Source organism: Bifidobacterium simiarum (genome assembly GCF_002802905.1).
GTDB lineage: Bacteria > Actinomycetota > Actinomycetes > Actinomycetales > Bifidobacteriaceae > Galliscardovia > Galliscardovia simiarum.
Window position 1 is genome coordinate 161,712 of sequence record NZ_PEBK01000003.1, and the last position, 25,958, is coordinate 187,669.

The window sequence follows — 25,958 nt, forward strand, 5'->3', positions numbered from 1 at the left end:
CCGGGCATGCAATCCACCGTCACCGCAAGGACCGCCAGACCATAGCCGAGATCTCGCGCACCTGCCCCTGCGCGGTATCGTTCTCCACTCCGTCGCTCATCACCACGAGCACATACGGCCGCGACGCGTAGACGATCGCGGCGTCGTTCTCCACCCCCGGAATCTCGCCGGTCTTGTTGGCCACCTTCGTCCCCTCGGGCACGCCGGCGGGGATCTTGGCCCGATGACGCTGATCGAGCAGCAGCGAAAGCATCCGGTCGCTGTAGGCCTTCGACACCAACTCGCCACGCCATGCCAGATCCAGGAACCGCCCGCAATCCGAAACCGACGTGTGTTTGAGCGATGAATCATGGGTCCCGGAGTCGTACAGCAGATCACCCATCGCCGTCCGTCCGAACCCGTGCTCGGCCGCGATCCGGTTCACCACCGCCAATCCGGCCCGCGCATCGGACCCGCCGAGCCGCATGACCAGCGCATTGGTCGCCTGATTCGAGCTTTCGGTGATCATCTGCCGCAGCAGCCCGTCCACGTCGGCGGAATCGGCCAGTCTCCCCTGATCCATGCGCTCGTACACCGCCAGCATCACGTACAGCTTGATCAGCGATGCGGATTTGCCCTGCCGGTCGTTCACCGCGATCTCGGCCCCGGTGTTCAGATCCCGCACATACGCCGACCAGTCTCCCCCGTAATCGGCGAATCGCCGGGACAGCGAGCCGGCAAGCGCGTCGAGATCACGCTGACGCGTCTGCCGGGCGACCAGCGTGGCATTCGCCGAGGGCACGGCCGCGGCCCGTTTGACGCCGTCGGCCGCGGTGGTGTTCCCACCGGCGGACGCGGCACCATCGGCGGACGCGGCACCATCGGCGGACGCAGCACCATCGGCGGACGCCGCCCCACCGGATGACGCAGCACCACCGGAAAGGCCGTCACCACCATGCAGCGCCACCGCCGCCACGATCGCCGCCACCAACATCACCGACAGCGCCACCGCCGCCACGACACCGATCCTGCGCAAAAACACCGTCATGCTATTAGTATGCGAACCAACGCCACAACGCCATAACCGCACGGCACGCCGCAACACCGCAACACCTTGTGCGGCACGCCGCAACACCACAACACCGCAACGCCACCACGACGCCAAGCCACCACGACGCAACGCCAACAACCCAGCAACACAACAACCCCGCAACACAACAACCCCGCAGCCCCGTAACCCATACCCCCACACCACCGCCGCCGACCGTAAGGAGCGCCCATGACCGCCGAGCCACCATCGCTGCCTGGCTACGACTATGTGCGCACGCTCAGCGCCGGCGGCGACGCCACGGTGTTCCTGTACCGGCAGCGCACGCCGGACCGCCCGGTCGCCGTCAAGGTCAGCAACGGCCGGCTCACCGACCGTCGGGCGCGCATGCGGCTGCGCACCGAAACCAGCTTCATGGCCGACTGCTCCGACCACCCGCATATCCCGACCATCTACGAGTCCGGCGTCACCGACGACGACCGCGGGTATCTGGTGATGGAATACGCCGCCGGCGGCAGCTACAAGGAGTTCATCCGCATCAGCCGGCTCACCGCCGATCAGGCGCTCACCGTGGGCATCCAGATCGCCGGGGCGCTGTACTGCGTCCATCTCAAGGGCATCATCCACCGTGACATCAAGCCGGGCAACATCGTATTGAGCGACCGGGGCAATCCCATGCTCTCGGATTTCGGCATCGCGGCCAGCATCTATTCGGCGAAGCGGGCCGAAGGCTTCTCCACGCCGTGGGCCGCCCCCGAGGTGCTGTCCGGCGTTTCAGGCGGTTCGGAGGCGTCCGACATCTACTCGCTGGGCGCCACGCTGTATGCGCTGCTGGTGGGGCATTCGCCGTTCGAATACGGGTATCGGGTGGCCGACAGCCACGAGCTGGCGAGGGTCATCATCGGCCGCGAGCTGCCGCGTATCCGCCGCGACGACGTGCCCGAGGCGTTCGAGGCGGTGCTGCGGAAGGCGATGAGCAAGCGTCCCGAGGACCGCTACCCGTCGGCATTGGCCTTCGCCCGCGCCATGCAGGCGGTGCAGCAGCGGTGCTATCGGCATCAGACGCCGGTGACCGCCGACGGCGTGCCACCGTATCCGCCGCCGGCACCGCCTGCCCCATCCCCGTCCGCATAATCCCCATCGTTATCCGCATAATCACCCGCGCCACCCCTGTCCGGTGGCCGCCTATGCTGGTAAAACCGTACGCGGGGTATCTTCTCGCCTCCCGCCGATCGCCGGATGAGGTCCGGCATGAACCGATACGAACCGGCACGAACCGATACGAACCGGCACGAACCGATACGGACCGGCACGAAACGGCCCGATCCGGCGCGGGATGGCGAAGACGTTGGCGAAGAATCGACAGGAAAGAAGCCCAGACATGACGACATACACGGTTACCGCGGCGGCAACCAGCGACATCGGGCTGCGTCGTCGCATGAATCAGGATTGCGCACTGACCTCGGATGGCATGTTCCTGGTATTCGACGGCATGGGAGGAGGCGTGGCCGGCGAGGAGGCCAGCATGGCCGCCCGCAGGGCCTGCGCACAGCTTGCGATGACCTCCGAACGCTCGAAGGCGGACATCATGCGCGTACTCGGCGAGGCCCATCGACGGGTGAGGGACCTCGGACGCGAATACGGCGGCGTGTCCGGCACCACCGTCACCGGGCTGATCCTGGCCAAGGCCACCGACGCCGAGGAGACCGTGGAGATTCCCAAGACGGGCAGCGATGCACGGCCGCTGAGTGCGATCAACGCGCTCGGCGACTCGTTCGAGACCTCGGCCGACAACGCCTGGTACGTGGTCAACATCGGCGATTCGCGCACCTATCATCTCAACCGCATCATCCGTCTGACGCACAACACGAAGGCGGCGCAGCGACGACGGGCCGCCATCGGCGACTTCCGCCTCGACGACGACAACGATGCCGGCAGAATCGCCAGGCCCGGCGCCACCGCCACCAAGACCGAGGCCGACGACGAATCGCCGCGGTGGAACGCCGGATCGTTCGTCCGCATCACCCGCGACCATTCACGCCGGCAGGAGGTCATCGACTCCGGCGCGATGACACCAGAACTGGCCGAGCTCATGGTGCCGCGCAATCTCATCACGCAGTGCATCGGCTCGCCCGAAGGCATCGACCCCGATTTCTTCCGCGCCGATCTTCCCGGCCGGTTCATCATCTGCTCCGACGGACTGCACGGCGAACTGGACGACGACGAGATCGCGGCCATCGCCGCGTCCTCCAGCACTCCGAGGCAGGCCGTGGATCGTCTGGTCGACGCCGCGCTGAGCCACGGCGGACGGGACAACGTGACGGTGATCGTGGTGGACGTGATCGCCAATCACGACGACTCCGATGACGACGACCACACCGCCGACGACCACACCGCCGGTGCCGGTACCGAGACCGGCGACACGGCCAACGAACGGTCCGGAGACAACGAACGGTCCGGAGACGGCAAACGGTCCGGGAACGACGAGAGCCACGGTAGGGGCGGGAAGTCCGGTCACGGCAGGAGCGGCAAGCCGGAGGATGATTTCCGCCGTCGTCGGTTCGCCAGCAACGCGGGCAACCGGACCGGTCGTCCGTCCGGCAGTCAGGCCGACGGCCGGATGGGTGAAGGACGGATAGGTGACGGCCGACTTGCTGACGGTCATACTCCCGGCGCCCGTAGCGCCGGCAATCAGGATTCGCTCTGGGGGTTCATCCGCATTCCGCGCGGCGAGGACCTCGATACGCTGGACGACGACACGCTCGACACGCTCAGAAGCGTCCGGCGCGACCCCGCCGACACGATCGCCGCCGACGACTCCTCCACCGACACGTCCAGCACCGACACGTCCAGCACCGACACATCCGGCAGCGACACGTCCAATACCGACAAGCACCGGCATGACGGCACCGGTCACCCCGATCAAATCGGTCAGATCGACCGGTCCGACCAGACCGCCCAAACCGATCAGGACAATCCGGACGATCAGGGCAATCCGGACGATGAACGAGACCGTGCCCACCGCAACCATCACGACCACGACCACAGCCACGACCATCACGACCACGACGACCACGGGAAAGAGGCGAAGTGACCGACGGCAGTTCCGGCAATTCCATCGATCGACAGCGGCTTCCGCTGATCGTCAAGATCTACGGCGCCCTGTGCCTGATCAGCGGCGCGGTCCGTCTGCCGCTGCTCATCGCACTGATCGTCGTGGCCGTACGCGGACTCGACCCCGGTTCGGCCAACACCTCGCTCACCTTCATCCTCACCTGTGAGCATGCGACCGTTCTGGTGGTCAACGCCGCCGCACTGATCGTGTTCGGCATCCTGCTGCTGCGCAACCGCCGCCGGCACGCGGCCCGATGGGCCTACGGGCTGATCCCGATCACCCTGTTGGAAGGTCTGCTCAATCTCGCCCTGTACGGTCTTGACGTCTCGCTGCTGCTGCCGCTCGTCCAGCTGATCCTGCTGGTGATCATCTCGATCACCGCCGATCCGTCGCTGCATGAGGAACGTCGGCTGCAGCGGCGACTGCGGCAGATGGACGCGCGCGACGCCTACGAGGAGTCGGTGCGCGTGAACATGGCGGGCCGTGACCTGACCGGCCGCGGATACATCAGCCTCGACTTCTTCAACCTGTTCTGGGTGTTCGTCTTCACCTGCGTGATCGGCCTCGGCATCGAAACCGTGTACCACTGGATCCTGTTCGGTGAGTATCAGGACCGCGCGGGTCTGCTGTGGGGCCCGTTCTCCCCCATCTACGGATTCGGCGGCGTACTGCTCACCGTGTTCCTCAACCGGCTGTGGGACGACAACCCCGTGCTGATCTTCCTCGCCAGCGCGGTGATCGGCGGGGCGTTCGAATACTTCACCAGCTGGTTCATGCAGGTGGCCTTCGGCATCACTGCCTGGGACTACACCGGCCAGTGGTTGTCGATCAACGGACGGACCAGCGGCAAGTACATGATCATGTGGGGTCTGCTCGGACTGGCGTGGATCAAACTGTGTCTGCCGCAACTGCTGCGGCTCATCAACCGCATTCCGTGGAAGTGGCGGTATTCGCTCACCGCGGTGGCGTTCGTGCTCATGTTCGTCGACGGCACGGCCACGCTGATGGCCCTCGACTGCTGGTACACGCGCATGGCCGGCATGGAGCCCGGATCGCCGATCGAAGTGTTCTTCGGCGAGCATTTCGACGACGCCTACATGCAGCACCGGTTCCAGACCATGACGATCGATCCGTCGATGTCGGGGCGCGCGTAGCGGTATGGGGGTAGGCGGTCTGCGATCTGCGGTCTGCGATCTGCGATTGTGGTAGGCGGTACATAGCGGGCGGTGAGGAGGCGTCATCGGGCATCTCAGTCACTGGGCACCTCAGCCACTGGGCACCTCAGCCGTCGTTGAGCACCACCGGTCACCTCATCCGTCCGGCTGCGCCGGCCACCTTCCCCTCGAGGGGAAGGCAAAGAATGCCCGTCTGGCGTTCGATTGTGATGGATTGGAGTGCAAAAACGACCGATGTGCAGCCCAATCCATCGGAATTCGTTTCCCATGATTTCCGGATCGTTGAAATCATGCGGTTCTTGGGTCTTTCGGTTCGGACGGTTGATGGATTGGAGCGCAAAACGACCAATGTGCGGTCGAATCCATCGATCCTTCCATCGTTTATCCCTCATCAGTCGGCTCACGCCGCCAGCTTCCCCCAGAGGGGGAAGCCACAATACGCGAATGCCGGGCGGATGAGGCGACCGGCAACGCTATGACCGGCACAGATATGACCGTCACGCGATGTCGTCACACCTGCGGGATGTGACCCAGTCCGTCGGCTTCGGGGATGGCGGCAAGCAGGCGCTGCGTGTACGCCTCCTTGGGGTGCTGCCAGATCTCCTCGGTGGGGCCCTGCTCCACGATGTGCCCGGACTGCATGACGATCACCCGGTCGGCGATCAGTCGCACCACGGCCAGATCGTGGCTGATGAACAGCAGCGAGGCGCCCGTCTTGAGGCACACGTCGCGCATCAGCTGGGCGATCTTGGCCTGCAGGGAGGCGTCCAGTGAGGCGATCGGCTCGTCACCGATCAGCAGGTCGGCGCCGGCCGCCACCGCGCGGGCGATGGCGATGCGCTGACGCTGGCCACCACTGAACTGGTACGGGTATTCGCCGGCGGCGGACCGCGGGATCTCCACGAGATCGAGCAGCTCCTCCACGCTCGGTGCCTCGCCGCGGTTGGCGCGGCGGCCGTCCTCGATCTGGTGGCGGATGGTACGGCGCGGGTTGAGCGAGGCGTACGGGTTCTGGAACACCATCTGGATGCTCTGGAACTCCTTCGGCCGGCGGCGCAGCGTCAGCGGCGTGATCTTCTTGCCGTTGAACATGATGCTGCCGCCCTTGGGACGCTCCAGTCCGCAGATCGCGCGGGCCGTGGTGCTCTTGCCGCAGCCGGACTCGCCCACCAGGCCCACGACCTCGCCGGCCGAGACCTTGAACGAGATCGAGTCCACGGCGGTGTTGACGCGCCCGCCCGGCTGACGGTACGCGACGGTGAGGTTGTTGACCTCCAGCTCGCAGCGCATCGGCCGCGGCACCCAGCTCAGGGAGTTCTCCATCGTCTCAGTCATGCTGACCACCCTCCTGCGGTTCGCTCGGCTGTTCGGTTTCACCCGACTCGGCCTGTGCTGTCTGACCTGCCTGCGCGGCTTGATCCCGCCGCTCCATCATCTGCTTCGGCAGCGAGTCGATCAGCGCCTTGGTGTACGGATGCTGCGGGTTGCGGATCACGTCGTAGCGCGAGCCGCGCTCCACGATCTGCCCGCCGCGCATCACGGCGATCTCGTCGGCCAGCGCGCTCATCACGCCCAGATCGTGGGTGATGAGGATGATCGTCAGGCCGGTCGTATCGCACAGGTGGCGCAGCAGCTGCAGGATGCCGGCCTGCACGGTCACGTCGAGGGCCGTGGTCGGCTCGTCGGCGATGATCAGGTCGGGCTTGCATGCGATGGCCACGGCGATGGCGATGCGCTGCAGCTGGCCGCCGCTGAACTGGTGCGGATACCGCTTGAGCGTGCCTTCCGGATCGGGCACCTGCACGAGCTTGAGCAGCTCGATGGCCCGTTCACGAGCCTCCTGCTTGCTCAGGCCCAGATGGTGGCGCATGTGGTCGGTGAGCTGCACGCCGATGCGGATCATCGGATGCAGGCTGGCGGTCGGGTCCTGGAACACCATGGCGATGTGGTGGCCGCGGTAGGAGGCCATCTGCCGGTCGTTCAGGGCCAGCAAGTTCTCGCCATGGTAGTCGATCTCGCCGGTCACCTCGGCGCCTTCCGGCTGCAGGCCCAGCACGGTCATGCCGGTCATGGTCTTGCCGGATCCGGATTCGCCGGCCAGACCCATCACCTTGCCGGACGGCACGTCGAGGGAGACGTCCTTGAGGATGTGGTGGTCGTCGATCGTGAGATTGAGGTCGCGGATCGACAGGGCCACGGATTCGTCGGTTCCGGAGGTCGCGGCGGATCCCGCGGTCCGGGTGGATTCGTTTTCGCTCATGTCCTTCTCGCTCATGTCACATCGCCTCGCTTTGGACGTGCTTGCGCATATGGGGGTCGAGCGCATCGCGCAGGGTGTCGCCGATGAAGTTGAAGGCGATCACGACGCTGGAGATGCACAGGCCGGGGAAGGTGGCGATCCACCAGGCGGAGAAGTTCTGCACGCCTTCGGACACCATGAAGCCCCATTCCGGCGTGGGCGGCACGGCGCCCAGACCGAGGAACGACAGGCCGGAGAGCAGCAGGATCGCGTTGCCGAAGTCAAGCGTGGCCAGCACGAGGATGGACGAGACCACGTTGGGCAGCACGTCCACGCGCAGGGTCTGCCATGCGCTGAAGCCGAGCAGGCGGTCGCTGATCACGTATTCGCTGCCGCGCACGCCGACGACCATCGATCGCATGATTCGCGCGTACTGCGGCCAGTTCACCACGAGCATGGCGATGACGGCGTTGCCGATGCCGGGGCCGAGCGCCGCGGTGATGACCATGGCGAGGATGATCGGCGGGAAGGCGAGCACGATGTCGGCCAGACGCATGATCGTCTCGTCGAGCACGCGGCCGAAGTAGCCGGCGAGCATGCCGAGCAGGCCGCCGAGCAGCATCGAAAGCACCACCAGTGCGATGGCCACGGGGATCGAGATGCGCGCGCCGTACAGCACGCGGGAGAACACGTCGCGGCCGAGCTCGTCGGTGCCGAACCAGTGCGCTGAGGAGGGCGCGGCCAGTCGTTCGGCGGTCTGGGCGAGCGGGTCGGCCAGCGGCAGCAGCGGGCCGATGATCGCGACGATCAGCCAGAACGCCACGACGACCACGCCGATGATGCCATAGGCGGTCTTCCACTGCGGGGGCAGTTCGAACCGCTTCTTCCTGGGCTTCAGGGCCGGGACCGAGGCGGTCACTTCGTTCGTATCACTCATCGTTGCCTCCCTCACTGCACTCTCACTCGCGGATCGATCAGGCCGTAGAGCAGATCGACCACGAAGTTCACGGTGATGTAGATCACGCCGACGGTCAGGCCCACGCCCATGATGGCCTGCAGGTCGAGGGACTTGGCCGCCTGGAAGGCGTACTGGCCGAGGCCGTGCCACGAGAACACGGATTCCACGAGCACCGAGCCGCTCATCAGACCGCCGAACAGCATGCCGATCATGGTCAGGATCGGCAGCAGGGCGCCGCGCAGCACGTAGGCGAAGGTGATGCGACCGGAGGGCAGGCCCTTGGCGCGGGCCGCGGTGACGTAGTCCTGGCTGAGCACCTCAAGCACGGAGCTGCGGCAGAAGCGCAGCAGGAAGCCGACCGTCCACAGGATCATGACGAGGGCCGGCAGCACGGCGTGCGAAACGGCGTTGGCGGCCAGCGCGGGGTCGCCGGCCAGCAGCGCATCGGTGATGTACATGCCGGTGACGTGGGGCGGGGCCGTGAACGTGGGATCGAGACGGCCGGTGCCCGGGAACAGGCCGAGCTTGTAGAAGAAGAAGTAGAAGCACAGCATGGCCAGCCAGAACGACGGCACGGAGATGCCGAGCAGGCTGAGCAGACGGATCAGCTGGTCGGAGAAGCGGCGGTTGTGCAGCGCCGCGTACAGACCGAGGCCGACGCCGATGATCACCGAGATGACCAGGGTGATCAGGGCCAGTTCCATGGTGGCCGGCAGGGCCTGGGAGAGATCCTGGGCGACCGGATTGTGAGTCTGGGCGCTGGTGCCCATGTCGCCGTGCAGCAGACGCTGCAGGTACATGAGGTACTGCACCGGCAGGGGCTTGTCAAGGCCCATCTGGCGGCGCATGTTGGCGACGATGGCCGGATCGGCCGCGGCGGATTCGCCGAGGACCGCGGTGACCGGATCGGTCGGCACGAGGTTGGTCAGGATGAAGGTGACCAGAGTGACGCCGATGGCGAGGAAGATGCTGACGATGAATCGGATTCCGGCATACCGCACAAAGGGGTGCGCCCCGAAAAAGCTCTGGTGGGAGCTTTCCGGGGCGGACTTCCCTGTCGCGGCGGTACCGGGCGCTGTGGTTGTTGCGCTCATGGTATTGCCTTAACTCTTGGTTGACTGCAACTTGGTTGACTGCAGGTTGCTGGTTGCGGACCGCGTAGGCCCGGCGATCACTTCACCGAAGCGAGGTCGGTGTACCAGATCGCGTTGTAGTTGACGCCGGAGAGGCTGGAGGCGTAGGCGATGCGGCCGGCCGGGACGACGATCGGCACGAACGGGCCGCCGTCGTTCATCTTCTGCTGGGCCGCCTGGAAGGCCTTGGCGCGAGCGTCCTTGTCGACCGTGGTCTGGGCCTTCTCGAACAGCGGCTTGGTGGCCTCGGCGGTGGCGATGCCGGCGCCGGTCTTCCAGCCGGCGTGCAGGCCGGTCGGGCCGTCGGGGGCGAAGGAGGCGTAGTCGCCGGCCTCCGGGTAGTCGGCGCCCCAGTAGGCGATCGAGGACTGGGCGGTGCCGTTGCGGTAGACGTCAAGCCATGCGGTCGAGGAGAGCGGCTTGAGCTCGAGGTTGATGCCGGCGGCCTTGACCTGCTCCTGCACCTTCTGGGCGAGGTTCTGCAGGTTCACGCCGCCGACGGCCATATCGGAGGGCACGACAAGTTCGATCTTCTCGCCCTTGTAGCTGCTCTTGGCGAGCAGTTCCTTGGCCTTGGCCAGATCGTAGGTGTTGTGCTCGTCGGACTTGAGCGCGCCATTGATGGCGGCCGGGATGATGCCGCCGGGCTGCACGGCGCCGTCACCGACGAACTTCAGGATCTCGTCGTAGTTGATGGCGTGGCGGAAGGCGTTGATGAAGTTCGGATCGGAAGCGGCCTTGCCGTATTCCTTGCTGGCGTTGATGTAGGCGTACAGCGTGTACATCGACGGCGAGGAGGCCAGCTTGACCTTGGAGGTATCCAGGCCCTTGGCGTCATCGGCGCCGAGGTCGAAGGCGAGCTGGGCGGTGCCGGCCTGCACGTTGACCTTCTGGGTGGCGGCGGTGGTGTTCTGGATCACGACGTTGGTGTACTTCGGCTTGTCCTTGGAGGTGTACTTGTCGTTGGCGGCGAGCTTGACCTCGCTCTTGATGTCGGCGGAGGCGATCTTGTACGGACCGGAGCCGGCGGAGTTGGAGTTCAGCCAGGTCTCGGCCTTGTCGTTGGTGTCGGTGGTGCCGCCGTGCTCCTCGACGACCTTCTTCTCGACCACGCCGGTGGACGGGAAGGCGAGGATGTACGGCAGTGCCGGGTAGGCGACGGAGCTGGTGAGCGTGACGGTCTTGTCGTCCTTCTTGGAGACCTTGACGAGCTTGCCGGCCGGATCGGTCAGCAGGAACGACGGGTTGCTCTGCATGCCCTGCAGACGCTGGAGGCTGAAGGCCAGATCATCGGCGGTCACCTTGGCACCGTCGGAGAAGGTGTGGCCGTCCTGCACGGTCAGGGTCACGGTCTTGGCGTCGGGGCTGATCTCGTACTTGGCCACGCCGGGCTCGACCTTGGTGAAATCGTTGCCGTTGTCGCCGTAGGCCAGCGGGGTCTCGTAGACCTGGTGGCTGACCATGTTGCTGGTGAATTCGTAGGCGCGGGCGGGATCGAAGGACTTGGCGTCGAAGTTGGTGTTCACGACCAGCGACGAACCGGACGAGCTGGACGAACCGGTCGACGAGCCGCCGCATGCGGCCAGACCGGCCGCCATGGCGAGTGCGGAGGCAGCCGCAGCCACCCGCACGATCAGGGATTTCTTCATGATGTTCCTCCTCAGGAGTTTTTCAAACTCTTATTGAAGGAATGTACCGTTACCCGACGGTGTCGGAATGATGTCGTCCACATTGCGAAAGGCGCGAAAACTCACATATTCGTAACACGGCAACCGTTTTAGGGAAACAAAACGGGTGTGTTTCGCACTGTGAGACGAAACACACCCGTAGGTGCCCCCATGACCGCGGGGCTGCGGGGGCGGCCTATCGACCGCCCATTAGATGACCGGAATGACCGGAATGATCACGATGACCGGATCACTGCTGGTCGCCGGCCGGGGCGTCGGAACCCTGATCGGCGGCACCGGCATCGGCGGAACCGTCAGCACCGTGGGCGTCCGAGGCGTCGCCGTGCTGGTCGCCGTGGTCACCCTGATCGCCCGACAGGTCTCCCAGATCGGTCTGGCCGCCCAGATCGTTAAGGAAGTCGTCGGGGTTGAAGTCGTCGCCGAGGCTCAGATCGCCGAAGTCGATGTTGGAGAAGTCCACATCGCTCAGATCGGCGTCGGAGAGGTCCATGAGACCATCGGAACCGTCGTCGGACAGGCCGAAGCTCGGGTAGATGGTGTCGCGGATCGCCTTGTCGGGTTCCACCTCGGCGTTGCGGTACCGGGCGAGACCGGTGCCGGCCGGGATGAGCTTACCGATGATGACGTTCTCCTTGAGGCCCTTGAGGTCGTCGACCTTCTGGTTCAGGGCGGCTTCGGTGAGCACGCGGGTGGTCTCCTGGAACGACGCGGCGGACAGCCACGAGTCGGTGGCCAGGGAGGCCTTGGTGATGCCCATGAGCTCGGGACGGCCGGTGGCGGGCTTCTTGCCGGCCTTCAGCGCGGCCTTGTTCACTTCCTTGAAGCGGGCCTTGTCCACGAGTTCGCCGGGCAGCAGCTCGGTGTCGCCGGAGTCGAGCACGGTGTAGCGGCGCAGCATCTGGTGCACGATGACCTCGATGTGCTTGTCGTGGATGTCCACACCCTGGGAGCGGTACACGGTGTGCACTTCCTCCACGATGTTGACCTGCGCGGCGCGGGCGCCCATGATGCGCAGGATCTTCTTCGGATCCACGGAACCCTCGGTCAGCTGCGTGCCACGCTTGATGTGCTCGCCGTCCTTGACCAGCAGCGGGGCGCGGCGGGTCACCTTGTAGACCAGCTGCTCCACCTTCTCGCCGTCGGAGTCGCGGGCTTCCGGATCGTCCGGGGTCAGCGTCACGGTACGGCCGGCCTCGGTGTCCTCCACCTTGACGGTGCCGTCGTAGGCGGCGATCGGGGCCTCACCCTTCGGGGTACGGGCCTCGAAAAGCTCGGTCACACGGGGAAGACCCTGGGTGATATCGGATGCCGAAGCCACACCGCCGGAGTGGAAGGAACGCAGCGTCAGCTGGGTACCGGGCTCGCCGATGGACTGGGCGGCCACGATGCCGACGGCCTCGCCGATGTCCACCAGGGTGTTGGTGGCCAGCGACCAGCCGTAGCACTTGGCGCACACGCCGCGCTTGGACTCGCAGGTGAGCACGGAACGGGCCTTGACCTCCTCGACGCCGTGGGCGACGAGATCGTTGATCACGTCCATGGACAGGGCGTCGTCGCGCTTGTACAGCACGGTCTTGCCGTCGGCCGGATCGATCACGTCGGCGGCCAGCAGACGGGAGTACGGACCGCCGTCGGCGGCCTTGACCAGCACGAGGTTGCCGTCGGCGTCACGCTCGCCGACCTTCATGACGAGGCCCTGACGGGTGCCGCAGTCCTCCTCGCGCACGATCACGTCCTGCGAGACGTCGACCAGACGACGGGTCAGGTAGCCCGACTCGGCCGTACGCAGTGCGGTATCGGCCAGACCCTTACGGGCGCCGTGCTGGGAGATGAAGTACTCCAGCACGGTCAGGCCGTCGCGGTAGTTGGACTTCACCGGTCGGGGGATGATCTCGCCCTTCGGGTTGGCCACGAGGCCACGGATGCCGGCGATCTGGTTGATCTGCATCATGTTTCCTCGTGCACCGGACTGCACGATGATCGACAGGTTGTTCTGCGGGTCGAAGTGCTCCTCGACGGCCTTGGAGACCTTGTTGGTGCACTCGGTCCACAGGTCGATCAGCTCCTGACGACGTTCGTCGTCGGTGAGCAGACCCATGTCGTACTGCGAGTTGATCTTGCTGGCCTGCTCCTCGGACTCGGCCACCAGCTCGTCGCGCTCCGGCGGCTCGATGACGTCGGAGAACGCGAAGGTGACGCCCGACCACGGGGCGCGGGTGAAGCCCATGTCCTTCAGGGCGTCCAGCGAGGCGGCCACCTGCTGGGTGGAGTAGCGCGAGGCGATGTCGTCGACGATGCCGGCGAGCTGCTTCTTGGCCACCTGACGGTTGACGAACGGGTAGTCGACGGGCAGGGTGCTGTTGAACAGGATGCGGCCGTAGCTGGTGGCGAACAGAGTGGAGCCGTCGGTGAACCGCTCCTCCTTCACCGTCGCCGGGCTGCCGGGCTGCGGGTCGACGACCTCGACCTCGCCGGGCTCCCAGTCCTTGGGCAGCACGAAGTCCTCGGGCACGCGGATCAGCACCTTGGCCTGAATGTCGATCTCGTGCAGGTCGAGGGCCATGCGGCACTCGTCGAGCGAGGAGAACACGCGACCCTGACCCTTGGCGCCGTCGATCACGGTGGACAGGTAGTACAGGCCGAGGATCATATCCTGGGACGGCATGGTCACGGTGTGGCCGTCGGCCGGCTTGAGGATGTTGTCGGAGGCCATCATCAGCGAGCGGGCCTCGGCCTGGGCCTCGGCGCTCAGCGGCAGGTGCACGGCCATCTGATCGCCGTCGAAGTCGGCGTTGAAGGCGGCGCAGGCCAGCGGCGGCAGGTGGATGGCCTTGCCCTCCACCAGGATCGGCTCGAAGGCCTGAATGCCCAGACGGTGCAGCGTAGGCGCACGGTTGAGCAGCACCGGGTGCTCGGAGATGACCTCCTCGAGCACGCCCCACACCTCGGAGTCGCCGCGGTCGACCAGACGCTTGGCGCTCTTCATGTTCTGCGCGTAGTTGAGGTCCACGAGGCGCTTGATGACGAACGGCTTGAACAGCTCGAGGGCCATCGGCTTGGGCAGACCGCACTGGTGCATCCTCAGGGACGGGCCGACCACGATCACGGAACGGCCGGAGTAGTCCACGCGCTTACCGAGCAGGTTCTGACGGAAACGACCCTGCTTGCCCTTGAGCATGTCGGAAAGCGACTTGAGCGGGCGGTTCGAGGCGCCGGTGACCGGACGGCCGCGGCGGCCGTTGTCGAACAGGGAGTCGACGGCCTCCTGCAGCATGCGCTTCTCGTTGTTGAGCATGATCTCCGGGGCGCCGAGCTCGATGAGTCGCTTGAGTCGGTTGTTGCGGTTGATCACGCGGCGGTACAGGTCGTTGAGGTCGGAGGTCGCGAAGCGGCCGCCGTCCAGCTGGACCATCGGGCGCAGATCCGGCGGGATCACCGGGATCACGTCGAGCACCATGGCCTCCGGGCTGTTGCCGGTGGACAGGAAGGCGTTGATGACCTTCAGGCGCTTGAGGGCGCGGGCCTTGCGCTGGCCCTGCTTGGTGGTGGCGATGACGTTGCGCAGCTCCTCGGCCTCGGCCTTCAGGTCGAAGTCCTGCAGGCGCTTCTTGATCGCCTCGGCGCCCATGCAGCCCTCGAAGTAATCGCCGTAGTCGTCGACCATCTCGCGCCACAGGTCCACGTCGCCCTCCATGTCGCCGGGCTTGAGGCCCTGGAAGCGATCCCACACGGCGGTGTGGCGGGCGATCTCGTCGTTGTAGCGCTTGCGGATGGCCTTGAGGTCGCGCTCGGCCGCGCTGCGCAGCTTGGCCTTGGCCGAACGGGCGTCGCCGCCCTCGGCCTCGAGCTCGCCCATGTCCTCCTCAAGCTTCACGGCGCGCTTGTGGATCTCGTTGTCGCGGGCCTTCTCGAGGTTCTGGATGCGCACCTCGAACTCGTCCTGCAGGTCGGGCATGTCCTTGTGACGCTGCTCCTCGTCCACGCTCGTCACCATGTAGGCGGCGAAGTAGATGACCTTCTCCAGGTACTTCGGCGGAATGTCGAGCAGGTAGCCCAGACGGCTCGGCACGCCCTTGAAGAACCAGATGTGGGTCACGGGGGCGGCCAGCTCGATGTGGCCCATGCGCTCACGACGCACGCGGGACTTGGTCACCTCGACGCCGCATCGCTCGCACACGATGCCCTTGAAGCGCACGCGCTTGTACTTGCCGCAGGCGCACTCCCAGTCACGGGTCGGTCCGAAGATCTGTTCGCCGAACAGACCGTCCTTCTCCGGCTTGAGGGTACGGTAGTTGATGGTCTCGGGCTTCTTGACCTCGCCATAGCTCCAGTTACGAATGTCCTCGGAGCTGGCCAGACCGATCCTCATCTTGTCAAATGCATTAACGTCCAGCACTTAGTTGTCCTGTCTTGGTAGATCTTTACTGCTTTACGGTTGTGGTGCGTCGCCCGCACGTCCGCGGGCGACGCGTCTGGATCAGCGGTACTGCGGTTCCTCGGACTCGGCCGGGGCGTTCGAACCGGCCTCGGGGCGGGCGCCGATGTTGAAGCCGAGATCGTCCGCGGCGGAGACGGGGTCGTCGTCCTCCTCCTTCATGTCGATGGCCACGCCGTCGGCGTTGAGCACCTCGACGTTCAGCGACAGGGACTGCATTTCCTTGAGCAGCACCTTGAAGGATTCCGGAATGCCGGCGGAGGGCAGGTTCTCGCCCTTGACGATCGCGCCGTAGACGCGCACGCGGCCGTCGACGTCATCGGACTTGATGGTCATCATCTCGTGCAGCGTGTAGGCGGCGCCGTAGGCCTCGAGGGCCCACACCTCCATCTCGCCGAAGCGCTGGCCGCCGAACTGGGCCTTGCCGCCCAGCGGCTGCTGCGTGATCATCGAGTACGGACCGGTGGAACGGGCGTGGATCTTGTCGTCGACCAGGTGATGCAGCTTGAGCATGTACATGTAGCCCACGGAGATCGGTCGGCTGAAGCGCTCGCCGGTACGGCCGTCGAACAGCCAGGCCTTGCCGTCGTCGCCCACCATGCGCTCGCCGTCGCGGTTCGGCAGGGTGGTCTTGAGCAGGCCGTTGATGGCGTCCTGACGCACACCGTCGAACACCGGGGTGGCCACCGGGGTGTTCGGATCGCCCTTCTCGGCACCGGCGGGGATGTGCTTCTTCCACGCGGCCTCGAGGTTCGGGTCGATGTTGATGTCCCAGCCGGAATGCGCGATCCAGCCGAGGTGCAGCTCGAGCACCTGACCGAGGTTCATTCGGGAAGGCACGCCCAAGGGGTTCAGCATGATGTCGATCGGGGTGCCGTCGGCGAGGAACGGCATGTCCTCCTCCGGCAGGATGCGCGAGATCACGCCCTTGTTGCCGTGACGGCCCGAGAGCTTGTCGCCCTGGGTGATCTTGCGGTGCTGGGCGATGTAGACGCGGATCATGTGGTTCACGCCGGTGGGCAGCTCGTCGCCGTCCTCCTCCGCGTCCTCCTTGGTGATCTCCTTGACGGCGATCACGGTACCGGTCTCGCCGTGGGGCACGCGCAGGGAGGTGTCGCGCACCTCGCGGGACTTCTCGCCGAAGATGGCGCGCAGCAGGCGCTCCTCCGGGGTCAGCTCGGTCTCGCCCTTCGGGGTCACCTTGCCGACGAGGATGTCGCCGGCCTCGACCTCGGCACCGATGCGGATGATGCCGCGCTCGTCGAGGTTGGACACGGCGTCCTCGCTCACGTTCGGCAGGTCGCGGGTGATCTCCTCGGCGCCCAGCTTGGTCTCGCGGGCGTCGATCTCGTACTCCTCGATGTGGATGGAGCTCAGGGTATCGTCCTGCACGAGGCGCTGCGAGATGATCACGGCGTCCTCGTAGTTGTAGCCGTTCCACGGCATGAAGGCGACCAGCAGGTTCTTGCCCAGCGCCATCTCGCCCTGCTCGGTGGCGGGGCCGTCGGCCAGCACGGTGCCCTTCTCCACGCGCTCGCCCTCATGGATGAGCGGCACCTGGTTGTAGCAGGTCGTCTGGTTGGAACGCTGGAACTTGGCCAGCTTGTAGGAGCTGGTGGTGCCGTCGTCGTTCATCGTGCGGATGATGTCGGCGGAGCAGTAGGTCACCACGCCGTCCTTCTCGGCGAGGATCACGTCGCCGGAGTCGACCGCGGCACGCCATTCGCCGCCGGTGCCCACCAGCGGGCGCTCGGACTTGATCAGCGGCACGGCCTGACGCTGCATGTTGGCGCCCATCAGCGCTCGGTGGCCCTCATCGTGCTCGAGGAACGGGATCAGGGAGGCACCGACGGAAACCATCTGGCGAGGCGAGACGTCCATGTAGTCGACGGAGCTCACCGGCACATCGACGGCCTCTTCCTCGTTGACGCGGGCAAGGGCGTCCTTGGAGACGAAGTTGCCGTTCTCGTCAAGCTCCTGGTTGGCCTGGGCGATCACGTGCTCGGCCTCGCGGTCGGCGGTCATGTACACCACGTCGTTGGTCACGTGGCCGTCGACGACCTTGCGGTACGGGGTCTCGATGAAGCCGAACGGGTTGATGCGGCCGAAGGTCGCCAGCGAGCCGATCAGACCGATGTTCGGGCCTTCAGGGGACTCGATCGGGCACATACGGCCGAAGTGGGACGGGTGCACGTCTCGCACCTCCATGGAGGCGCGGTCGCGGGACAGACCGCCGGGGCCCAGAGCGGACAGACGGCGCTTGTTGGTGATGCCGGCCAGCGGGTTGTTCTGATCCATGAACTGGCTCAGCTGGGAGGTGCCGAAGAACTCCTTGATCGTGGCGGCCACGGGGCGGATGTTCAGCAGGGACTGCGGGGTGATGGCCTCGGCGTCCTGCGTGGTCATGCGCTCGCGCACCACGCGCTCCATACGGGACAGGCCGGTGCGCAGCTGGTTCTGGATCAGCTCGCCGACCTGACGGATGCGGCGGTTGCCGAAGTGGTCGATGTCGTCCACGTCCACGCGCAGGTCCACGTCCTCGCCGTCGCGCTTGCCCGGGAAGGTCTCGCCGCCGGCGTGCAGGGTGCACAGGTACTTGATCGTGGCCACGATGTCCTCGAGCTTGAGGCTGCGGTCGTTGACGTCGCCTTCGAGACCGAGCTTGCGGTTGATCTTGTAGCGGCCGACGCGGGCCAGATCGTAGCGCTTGGTGTTGAAGTAGAAGGAATCGAGCAGGTTGCGGCCGGCCTCCGGGGTGGCGGTGTCGCCGGGGCGGATCTTGCGGTACAGCTCGGTGAGGGCGCGGTTGCGGATCTCCTCGTCGCTCGGGCGCTCGGCGGACAGGTCAGGACGGCCGTTGGCGTCCTTCGGGGTCACGGCCTCGACTTCCTTGGCCAGGGAGTCGAGCACCAGCGGGTAGCCCTGGAACTCGTCGTGGATCTCACGCTCGGTCATGCCGATGGCCTCGAGGAAGACCACGGCGGACTGCTTGCGCTTGCGGTCCACGCGCACGCCGAGGACGTCGCGCTTGTCGATCTCGAACTCCAGCCAGGCGCCGCGGCTCGGGATGATCTTCGCGCCGAAGATCTCCTTGTCGCTCGTCCTGTCGCGGGAGCGGTCGAAGTACACGCCCGGGGAGCGCACGAGCTGGGAGACGATCACTCGCTCGGTGCCGCCGATGATGAAGGTGCCGTGCGGGGTCTGCAGCGGGAAGTCGCCCATGAACACGGTCTGGGACTTGATCTCGCCGGTGTCGTTGTTGCAGAACTCGGCGTTCACGTACAGCGGGGCGGAGTAGGTGTAGTCCTTCTCCTTGCACTCCTGCACGCTGTGACGCGGCTCCTCGAAGTAGGGGTTGGAGAACGTGAGGCTCATGGTCTGGGCGAAGTTCTCGATCGGGGAGATCTCCTCGAACACTTCGGCGAGACCGGAGGTGTGGGGCACGGTGATGGTGCCGTTGGCCTCGTCCTCCTCGACGCGCTTCTTCCAGCGCTCGTTGCCGATCAGCCAGTCGAAGCTGTCGGTCTGGACGCCCAGCAGGTAGGGGACGTCGATGGGTTCCTTGATGGAACCGAAGTTCACGCGGGGGCTGGCCTTGTGCAGCTTGATGTCGTGCTCATCCGCGCGAGCATAGGTTTTGGTGGTGCTCTGTGTGTTTTCGGCAGCCAAGATGGGGTTATCCTTCTCGTTCGCTGTGTATCCAATAGCCAGGGAACGACCGTCGCGCCGCCGCAACTACCACACGGCTAGCGGGCCATTCCCCCAGTCTGATGTATGCCCGCTATATGACACACGTCACTAAACGTCAAAAGAATACCACATCACCGGCGTGTCGCACAAGCCGTGTGTCGTATTATTCCACGCCCGCGAGAATCAGGCCATCGTGCCCGCGGCCACGCTGATGTCCCGGGACTCGCCTCCCCACAGGCCCGATCCCACCGGCACGTTGCCGGACGCGCGCAGCCGGCCGCCGGCGACCGTGATGCGACGGGCCATGCCACCGGTGCCGCCGCCGAACAGATCGTCGCTCTGGCCGCCGCCTACGCCGGCGCCGTACGACCCCTGCAGACCGCGGGACCATGCGGCGACCTCGCCCCCGCGGATCGTGATGTCCGTGCCGCTGCCGCCGTATCCGCCGCCGATGCCGGCACCGTAGGCCATGCCGCGCGACGCCCGGCATCCGGCCGTCACCGTCCCCGAGCCGATGAGGACGTTCCCGCCGTCGCTGCCACGGCCCCCGCCGATGCCGGCACCGTAGGCGTTGTGACGATCGGCCCTCGCAAAGGCCTCGATCACCCCGCCGTTGATCGTGATGTTCGCCCCGCGCTCTCCCTTCGCGCCGCCGATGCCGGCGCCGTCGACGTCCTCCGACGCCGAATACGAACAGGCCGACAGCCGACCGACGTTCCGCGCGACGCCGTGCCGCGGGCCGGCGGCAACGATCACCAGCTCATGCTCGCCGTTCTCCAGTCCGGCCCGGTCCGCCCCCGACCACAGACGGTTGTCGGATCCCGCGGCCAGCACGAGATCAAGCCGTCCGGAATCGACCAGCAGGGCCGCGGCGTCCCGTCGGGCGCTGACGTTGATCCGCACGCCGTCGAGCGTCAGATGCGCCCCGTCCTCGACCACGATCCGACCCCCGTCGGTGCCGTTCTCGTACCCCGAGGCCATCGACAGGGTCAGCACGGCCCCCGGCCGCACCACCAGCGTATGGGAGACCTCGTTCCAGACCGCGCCGGACGGATCCCCCGCCGTCACGGCGAACGGATCGGCATCCCCCGCCGATCCGCCGTCGCCGAAACCGACGTTGCCGAAACCGACGATGCCGCTGCCACCATCGCCGCTGCCACCGTTTCCGACGTCAGCGGAAAACGTCCACATATTCCCCCGATCCGGGAACACATCACGATTGTCCATGATCATCACATACCCCCACAGTCACTTGCCCGAATGACGGCGACCACGATAGCCGCCGAACGTTACCGATCAACGATCCCAATATTTCGAAAGGGCATCGTCAGGGTGAACCGCAGCCATACTCCGGCCGAACCCCACCCCACACACCACCTTGAGAAGTGATCGCATATCCGACATCACACCCCCTGATCACTCAGCATGCGCTAAGAATCATCGCCCCCGCCATACCACAGACCCGCACGGAACACAAGAGGTGACTTTCCGCGACCGATCCCTTATATTGCGGGGTGCCTGAAGGGGATTCACCAATAACCGGACCCGCCAATACCAGAGCCCGCAACCAACCGTCCTTGCGGCAAACGGACCAGCAGCAAACGGACCAGCAGCCAACAAACCCGCAGCCGACAGACCCGCAGGACCACCGATCCACAGGACCACCGATCCACAGGACCACAACCGACAGACCCACAACCGACAGACCCACAACCGATCCACAGGATCACCGATCCGCAACCACAGCAAAGGACTCGCATGACCGAACAGACCACAGCCGCACAGACCACGACCGCACAGCCCGCAACCGCCGCCCCCGCAGCCGTCGCATCCCGAGCCAAACTGGGCACTCGCGACTACATCCTCATCGGCGTCTATGCCGCGCTCTACTTCGTGCTGATCGCCATCGCCGCGGCCGTGGTGCAGCCCCTGCCGTTCGGCATGCCGTTCATGGGCTTCGCCTGCGGCATCCTCGGCGGCGTGCCCTACATGCTCACCCTGACGAAGTCCCGCCGGTTCGGCGCCGTCACCATCCTCGGCGTGCTGCTCGCCCTGCTCATGGGCGTGATCCACGGCAACGTGTACACCATCGTCACCGCCGTGGCCGCCTCCGTCATCGCCGACCTGATCGCCCGCACCGGCGACTACCGGCGCATATCCCTCAACGTCCTGTCCGCCGGCGTGTTCAATCTGTGGAATCTCGGCCTGTTCCTGCCGTTCTACATCGGCCGCAACGACTATTTGGCGGCCATGGTCGCGAAGAAGGGCGAGACGGCGACCGCGCAGATGGCCGGCCTCTTCCCCGCGTGGATGCTGCCCGTGCTGGTGGTGCTCGGCGTGATCGGCGGACTGATCGGCGCGTGGATCGCCCGGCCGATGATGCGCCGGCACTTCGAACGCGCCGGACTGGTCTGAGCCCCCGAACCCGATACCTCGCGAACCCACTGTCCCGAGAACCCATCGATTCCATGTTCCGATCCACCGCCGCCCACGACCGATTCCGCGTCGATCCGCGTACGAAGATCGCCCTCACCATCACCGTCGGCTGCTTCTGCCTGGCGCGGGCCGGCGGAGCGTTGCCCGCCGTCGACGTCGTGAGACTTGGTCTCGCCTGCCTGCCGGTCATCCTGCTGCCGCTGTCCCGCCGATGGGCGGCCACGCTGGTCTACATGCTGCTGCTGGCCGTCAGTCTTGCGGCCGCGGCCTGGCTGCTGCCCACGATCGTCTCGGCACTCTCCTCGGAACCGGCGGCGAACGGCGTGATGCCACAGACCGCCGGCGCGATGCCACAGCCCGACGGCGTGATGCCGCATGCCTTCGGCTCGGCCATCGTCTGGCTGGCGTACGCGACGATCGCGATGACCACGCAAATGCTGCCGGTGGCCATGATCTCCTACTGGATGCTCGTCACCACCACGGCCAGCGAACTGGTCACCGCACTGACTCGCATGCACATGCCGCAGGCCGTGACGATCCCGCTGGCGGTGATGTTCCGCTTCTTCCCCACCGCGTTCGCCGAACAGCGTCGTATCGGCGACGCGATGCGGATGCGCGGAGTCCGGCTCGGCGGCACCCGCATGCTCGCCATGTTCGAATACCGTGTGGTCCCGCTGATCGGCAGCAGCGTGCGCATCGCCGACGAGCTCGCGCAGGCCGCGATGACCCGCGGTCTGGGAGGCCCGGCGAAGCGCACGAGCATCGCACGGATCGGCTTCCACGCCATCGACGCGGTACTGCTGACGCTGTGCATGGCCTGTTTTGTGGTTTGGATCGGCGCGGCCACCGGCTGGCTGTCCGACCGGACACTGTGATTCATGCCCAATCAGGAGACGACCTCATGAGCAGAACCATGACAGACGCCGCAGAAACCACAAAACTCGCGAATCCCACAGGCGGGAATCCCACAGGCGCGAATTCCACAGTCGAGATCGCCGTCCGTTTCGATCATGTCGGATTCTCCTACGGACCGACCCCGACCTACGATCATTCAGCCGGAGATCATCCGACTGACCAGGATCTCCCCCGGCAGACCCTCCCCCGGCAGGACCGCTCCCCCGACGGCATCCACGATCTGACCTTCGCCATTCCACAGGGCGCGGTCGTGCTGCTGTGCGGGGAATCCGGCTGCGGCAAGACCACCGTCACCCGGCTGATCAACGGGCTCGCACCCCACTATTTCGACGGTGTGATGACCGGCACGGTGACCGTGAACGGGCTGGACACCCGGCAGTCCGATCTGGCCGGCCTCGCCCCGCACGTCGGATCGGTGTTCCAGAATCCCCGCAGCCAGTTCTTCACGCTGGACGTGGCCGGCGAGCTGGCGTTCGCCTGTGAGAACTTCGGCATGGATCCGGACGAGATCCGCCGTCGGGTGGCCGCCACCGCGGACGAATTCCGCATCGGTGGTCTGATCGGCCGCGACATCACCGCCATGAGCGGCGGGCAGCAGCAGAAGGTGGCCTGCGCCTCGGTGTCCGTCGCCGCCCCGCCGATCATGGTGATGGATGAGCCGAGCGCCAATCTGGACGCCCGCGCGATCGCCGATCTGCGCGACATCGTCGGGCTGTGGAAGGCGCAGGGCCGCACCGTGATCATCGCCGAACACCGGCTGTACTGGCTGGACGGACTGGTCGACACGGCGATGGTCTTCCGGAGCGGACGGCTGGTCCGCACGATGACCGGCGCCGAACTGCATGATCTGCCGGACCGCGAGCGCGAGACACTGGGACTGCGGCCGACACGGTCCGGGCAGATCACACAGCCCGATCAGATCACACGGTCAGGCTCGGCCACCCAGCCCGACCGAATCGGGGACACCGATCGCACGGCGTCGGACAACGACACTGGCCGCAGGGACGACACTGGCCGCAGGGACGAATCCAACGGCTTCTGGCGGATCGAGGATTTCTCCTATACCTACCGGCGGACTCGCCGTCCCGTGCTGAGCATTCCCTCGGCGCGGATCCCAGCCGGCCGGGTGACCGCCGTGGTGGGGCCCAACGGAGCTGGCAAATCCACGTTCGCCCGATGTCTACAGGGTCTGGATCGCCGTGCGAAGGGCACACTGATCGCCCCGGACGGACGACGGCTGAGCCGTCGGGACCGGATGCGCACCTGCTTCACCGTGCTGCAGGACGTCGGATGCGAGCTGTTCACCGAATCCGTGCTCGACGAGGTACTGCTCGGACTTCCCGACGCCACGCCAGCCCCCTCATCCGTCGGATCATCGATCCCCTCATCCGTCGGCACCGCCGACACCTTCCCCCCACGGGGGAAGGCTGAGAGAATCCTGCGCGATCTCGATCTGGCCGAAATGGCCGACCGTCATCCGCTGTCGCTGTCGGGCGGGCAGAAGCAGCGCGTGGCCATCGCGGCGGCGCTGGCCTGCGACCGGGAACTCCTGATCTTCGACGAGCCGACCAGCGGACTGGATCGCCGTCATATGGAACAGGTCGCGACCCGGATCCGAGCGCTCGCCGATCATGCGGACCGGACCGTGGTGGTGATCACCCACGATCCGGAGTTCGCGCTGATCGCCTGCGATCATGCGCTGGTATTGGAATCCGGCCGTATCACCGACTCGTTCGCACTCGACTCCGCCGGTCGGACGCGGCTGGCCGATCATCTGACGGCCGACTGCCGCTGATTCATGACGGTCGATCAGACAAAGACCAACTGCACGAGCAGCATGTACAGGATCGTGCCGCCGGCGATCGACAGCAGCATGTTGCGCTTCCACAGGTGCAGCACGACGATCACGGCCATGGCGATCGCCTCGGGCACGCCGTGGTTGCCGGAAAGCGGCGTGACGTCCTTCAGCGAGTAGACGACCAGCAGACCGGTCATCGCGAACGGCAGCACCTTGCCGAGGTAGTCGATGATGCGCGGCGGCCGCTTCGACTCGGGGAACAGCAGGAACGGCAGGAATCGGGTGATCATCGTGCCGATCGTCACCACGGCGATGGTGATCACGCTCTGCCATACGGTCATGGTCATGCCAGGTCCTCCTCATCGCGGTTCTGAGAACGGTTCTGAGATTCGGTCGGCTGCTGAGATTCGTTCGGCTGCTGAGATCCGTTCGGCTTCGCGGCCAGATCGTCCAGATACGGCCGCAGCACAAGGAACAGCACGAGCATCAGCACCATCGATGGGATCATGAACCGGTCGGGTCCGAAGGCGATCAGGCAGACCAGCGAGGCCAGTACGCCGACCACGCCCGGAATCCGCTGCTTCGCCCCGTGATGGCTCATCCACTGGTCGAGGAAGATCACCAGGAACAGAGCGGTGAGCACGAATTCGATGCCGTCCGTGCTGAACGGCAGCAGTCCGCCGACCAGCCACCCCAGCGCGGTGCCGGCGATCCAATACCAGCGGTTAAGCAGCGAGACGAACAGCATGAACCATCCGCGGTCCACGTCGTCGGGGATGCGGGCCGAGGAGTTGATGGCGAAGCTTTCGTCGCACATCGCGAAGATCAGATACGGTTTCTTCCACCCGAGGTTCTTGAACCGGCTCAGCATCGACAGTCCGTAGAACAGGTGACGGGCGTTGACCATCAGGGCCAGCATCAGCGCCGCGACCGGGTTGAATGCGGAGAGCAGCAGGTTCACCGTCACGAATTCCATCGACCCGGCGAAGATGAAATACGCCATGCACACCGGATACAGGAACGCGAATCCCTTGGCATGCATGAGCAGGCCATACGAGCAACCGAGGAACAGGAATCCCGCGGCGATCGGCACGGTGAGCGGGAACGCCTCCCGAAAGGCCCGAGTCACCACGCCCCTACCTTCACCGGTCACGATTCCTCCTTGTGATGTCGTCGGTCAGTCTGGTCAGGTCATGATCGGTCTGGTCGATCCGCCGGACTCGAGGCCCGTATGACAGCTCAATGGCCAGTCGGTCAAACCTGATCATTGTAAGGCACGGGAGGACCGGTCGCATTCCGATGGACGACTTTACGGAACGAGTGGCTTTGCGAAACGGACGGATCGACGG

Annotated in this window: 17 protein-coding genes; 6 read left to right on the forward strand and 11 right to left on the reverse strand. The window is 65.7% G+C overall.

The window, feature by feature from the left end; genetic code table 11:
* Nucleotides 1-19: 19 nt before the first annotated feature.
* Nucleotides 20-1,015 (reverse strand): serine hydrolase, encoded by a 996-nt coding sequence (locus CSQ87_RS04135; RefSeq protein WP_165776733.1) that lies wholly within the window; start codon nucleotides 1,013-1,015, stop codon nucleotides 20-22.
* 243 nt (nucleotides 1,016-1,258) lie between these two features.
* Between CSQ87_RS04135 and CSQ87_RS04140 the strand changes: the two genes are divergently transcribed.
* From CSQ87_RS04140 to CSQ87_RS04150, 3 genes are all read left to right on the forward strand, one after another.
* Nucleotides 1,259-2,161, forward strand: coding sequence for a serine/threonine-protein kinase (locus tag CSQ87_RS04140; protein ID WP_100512621.1), 903 nt, complete (start codon nucleotides 1,259-1,261; stop codon nucleotides 2,159-2,161).
* Nucleotides 2,162-2,408: 247 nt separating this feature from the next.
* Nucleotides 2,409-4,121 carry a PP2C family protein-serine/threonine phosphatase gene (locus CSQ87_RS04145; RefSeq protein WP_100512622.1) on the forward strand — a complete coding sequence of 571 codons (1,713 nt, stop codon included), beginning with the start codon at nucleotides 2,409-2,411 and terminating at the stop codon, nucleotides 4,119-4,121.
* The gene (locus CSQ87_RS04150) at nucleotides 4,118-5,296 is read left to right on the forward strand and encodes a putative ABC transporter permease (protein WP_100512623.1); all 1,179 of its coding nucleotides are present in this window, start codon (nucleotides 4,118-4,120) and stop codon (nucleotides 5,294-5,296) included. The genes CSQ87_RS04145 and CSQ87_RS04150 overlap by 4 nt, the downstream gene beginning before the upstream one ends.
* A gap of 531 nt (nucleotides 5,297-5,827) precedes the next feature.
* Here CSQ87_RS04150 and CSQ87_RS04155 read toward each other — a convergent pair.
* From CSQ87_RS04155 to CSQ87_RS04190, 8 genes are all read right to left on the reverse strand, one after another.
* A complete protein-coding gene (locus tag CSQ87_RS04155) occupies nucleotides 5,828-6,652 on the reverse strand; it encodes an ABC transporter ATP-binding protein (protein ID WP_100512624.1) in 825 nt (274 codons plus the stop codon).
* On the reverse strand, nucleotides 6,645-7,592 hold the full coding sequence (locus CSQ87_RS04160) for an ABC transporter ATP-binding protein (RefSeq protein WP_207761096.1): 948 nt from the start codon (nucleotides 7,590-7,592) through the stop codon (nucleotides 6,645-6,647). The genes CSQ87_RS04155 and CSQ87_RS04160 overlap by 8 nt, the downstream gene beginning before the upstream one ends.
* Nucleotide 7,593: 1 nt before the next feature.
* Nucleotides 7,594-8,493, reverse strand: coding sequence for an ABC transporter permease (locus CSQ87_RS04165; RefSeq protein WP_100512625.1), 900 nt, complete (start codon nucleotides 8,491-8,493; stop codon nucleotides 7,594-7,596).
* 11 nt (nucleotides 8,494-8,504) lie between these two features.
* Entirely contained in the window at nucleotides 8,505-9,608 is a 1,104-nt protein-coding gene (locus CSQ87_RS04170) for an ABC transporter permease (RefSeq protein WP_100512626.1), read from the reverse strand.
* A 77-nt stretch (nucleotides 9,609-9,685) separates the two neighbouring features.
* Complete coding sequence (locus tag CSQ87_RS04175; protein WP_100512627.1) at nucleotides 9,686-11,296, reverse strand: ABC transporter substrate-binding protein; 1,611 nt, start codon at nucleotides 11,294-11,296, stop codon at nucleotides 9,686-9,688.
* Between the two features lie 268 nt (nucleotides 11,297-11,564).
* Entirely contained in the window at nucleotides 11,565-15,731 is a 4,167-nt protein-coding gene (locus CSQ87_RS04180) for a DNA-directed RNA polymerase subunit beta' (RefSeq protein WP_100512628.1), read from the reverse strand.
* 81 nt (nucleotides 15,732-15,812) lie between these two features.
* Entirely contained in the window at nucleotides 15,813-19,439 is a 3,627-nt protein-coding gene (gene rpoB / locus CSQ87_RS04185; RefSeq protein WP_100512629.1) for a DNA-directed RNA polymerase subunit beta, read from the reverse strand.
* Between the two features lie 204 nt (nucleotides 19,440-19,643).
* On the reverse strand, nucleotides 19,644-20,687 hold the full coding sequence (locus CSQ87_RS04190; RefSeq protein ID WP_133122343.1) for a hypothetical protein: 1,044 nt from the start codon (nucleotides 20,685-20,687) through the stop codon (nucleotides 19,644-19,646).
* A gap of 531 nt (nucleotides 20,688-21,218) precedes the next feature.
* Here CSQ87_RS04190 and CSQ87_RS04195 point away from each other — a divergent pair.
* The 3 genes from CSQ87_RS04195 to CSQ87_RS04205 are packed head-to-tail and all read left to right on the forward strand — an operon-like array spanning nucleotide 21,219 to nucleotide 24,606.
* Nucleotides 21,219-21,875 carry an MptD family putative ECF transporter S component gene (locus CSQ87_RS04195; protein WP_100512631.1) on the forward strand — a complete coding sequence of 219 codons (657 nt, stop codon included), beginning with the start codon at nucleotides 21,219-21,221 and terminating at the stop codon, nucleotides 21,873-21,875.
* A 53-nt stretch (nucleotides 21,876-21,928) separates the two neighbouring features.
* A complete protein-coding gene (locus CSQ87_RS04200) occupies nucleotides 21,929-22,771 on the forward strand; it encodes an energy-coupling factor transporter transmembrane component T (RefSeq protein ID WP_100512632.1) in 843 nt (280 codons plus the stop codon).
* Between the two features lie 38 nt (nucleotides 22,772-22,809).
* The gene (locus CSQ87_RS04205) at nucleotides 22,810-24,606 is read left to right on the forward strand and encodes an ABC transporter ATP-binding protein (RefSeq protein ID WP_100512714.1); all 1,797 of its coding nucleotides are present in this window, start codon (nucleotides 22,810-22,812) and stop codon (nucleotides 24,604-24,606) included.
* A 14-nt stretch (nucleotides 24,607-24,620) separates the two neighbouring features.
* On the opposite strand, the gene CSQ87_RS04210 is transcribed toward CSQ87_RS04205, so the two are convergent.
* Both CSQ87_RS04210 and CSQ87_RS04215 read right to left on the reverse strand, forming a co-directional pair.
* Complete coding sequence (locus tag CSQ87_RS04210; protein ID WP_100512633.1) at nucleotides 24,621-24,956, reverse strand: branched-chain amino acid transporter permease; 336 nt, start codon at nucleotides 24,954-24,956, stop codon at nucleotides 24,621-24,623.
* Nucleotides 24,953-25,762, reverse strand: coding sequence for an AzlC family ABC transporter permease (locus CSQ87_RS04215; protein WP_243388826.1), 810 nt, complete (start codon nucleotides 25,760-25,762; stop codon nucleotides 24,953-24,955). Before CSQ87_RS04215 ends, CSQ87_RS04210 begins: the two co-directional genes overlap by 4 nt.
* Between the last annotated feature and the right edge of the window lie 196 nt (nucleotides 25,763-25,958).

Excerpts from the sequence above, each read along its gene's own strand:
- CSQ87_RS04160 (WP_207761096.1), bottom strand. The coding sequence starts at position 7,592 with ATGAGCGAGAAGGACATGAGCGAAAACGAATCCACCCGGACCGCGGGA.
- CSQ87_RS04140 (WP_100512621.1), top strand. The coding sequence starts at position 1,259 with ATGACCGCCGAGCCACCATCGCTGCCTGGCTACGACTATGTGCGCACG.
- CSQ87_RS04145 (WP_100512622.1), top strand. The coding sequence starts at position 2,409 with ATGACGACATACACGGTTACCGCGGCGGCAACCAGCGACATCGGGCTG.
- CSQ87_RS04210 (WP_100512633.1), bottom strand. The coding sequence starts at position 24,956 with ATGACCATGACCGTATGGCAGAGCGTGATCACCATCGCCGTGGTGACG.
- CSQ87_RS04190 (WP_133122343.1), bottom strand. The coding sequence starts at position 20,687 with ATGGACAATCGTGATGTGTTCCCGGATCGGGGGAATATGTGGACGTTT.
- CSQ87_RS04195 (WP_100512631.1), top strand. The coding sequence starts at position 21,219 with ATGACCGAACAGACCACAGCCGCACAGACCACGACCGCACAGCCCGCA.
- CSQ87_RS04155 (WP_100512624.1), bottom strand. The coding sequence starts at position 6,652 with ATGACTGAGACGATGGAGAACTCCCTGAGCTGGGTGCCGCGGCCGATG.
- CSQ87_RS04200 (WP_100512632.1), top strand. The coding sequence starts at position 21,929 with ATGTTCCGATCCACCGCCGCCCACGACCGATTCCGCGTCGATCCGCGT.
- CSQ87_RS04170 (WP_100512626.1), bottom strand. The coding sequence starts at position 9,608 with ATGAGCGCAACAACCACAGCGCCCGGTACCGCCGCGACAGGGAAGTCC.
- CSQ87_RS04165 (WP_100512625.1), bottom strand. The coding sequence starts at position 8,493 with ATGAGTGATACGAACGAAGTGACCGCCTCGGTCCCGGCCCTGAAGCCC.
- CSQ87_RS04175 (WP_100512627.1), bottom strand. The coding sequence starts at position 11,296 with ATGAAGAAATCCCTGATCGTGCGGGTGGCTGCGGCTGCCTCCGCACTC.
- CSQ87_RS04205 (WP_100512714.1), top strand. The coding sequence starts at position 22,810 with ATGACAGACGCCGCAGAAACCACAAAACTCGCGAATCCCACAGGCGGG.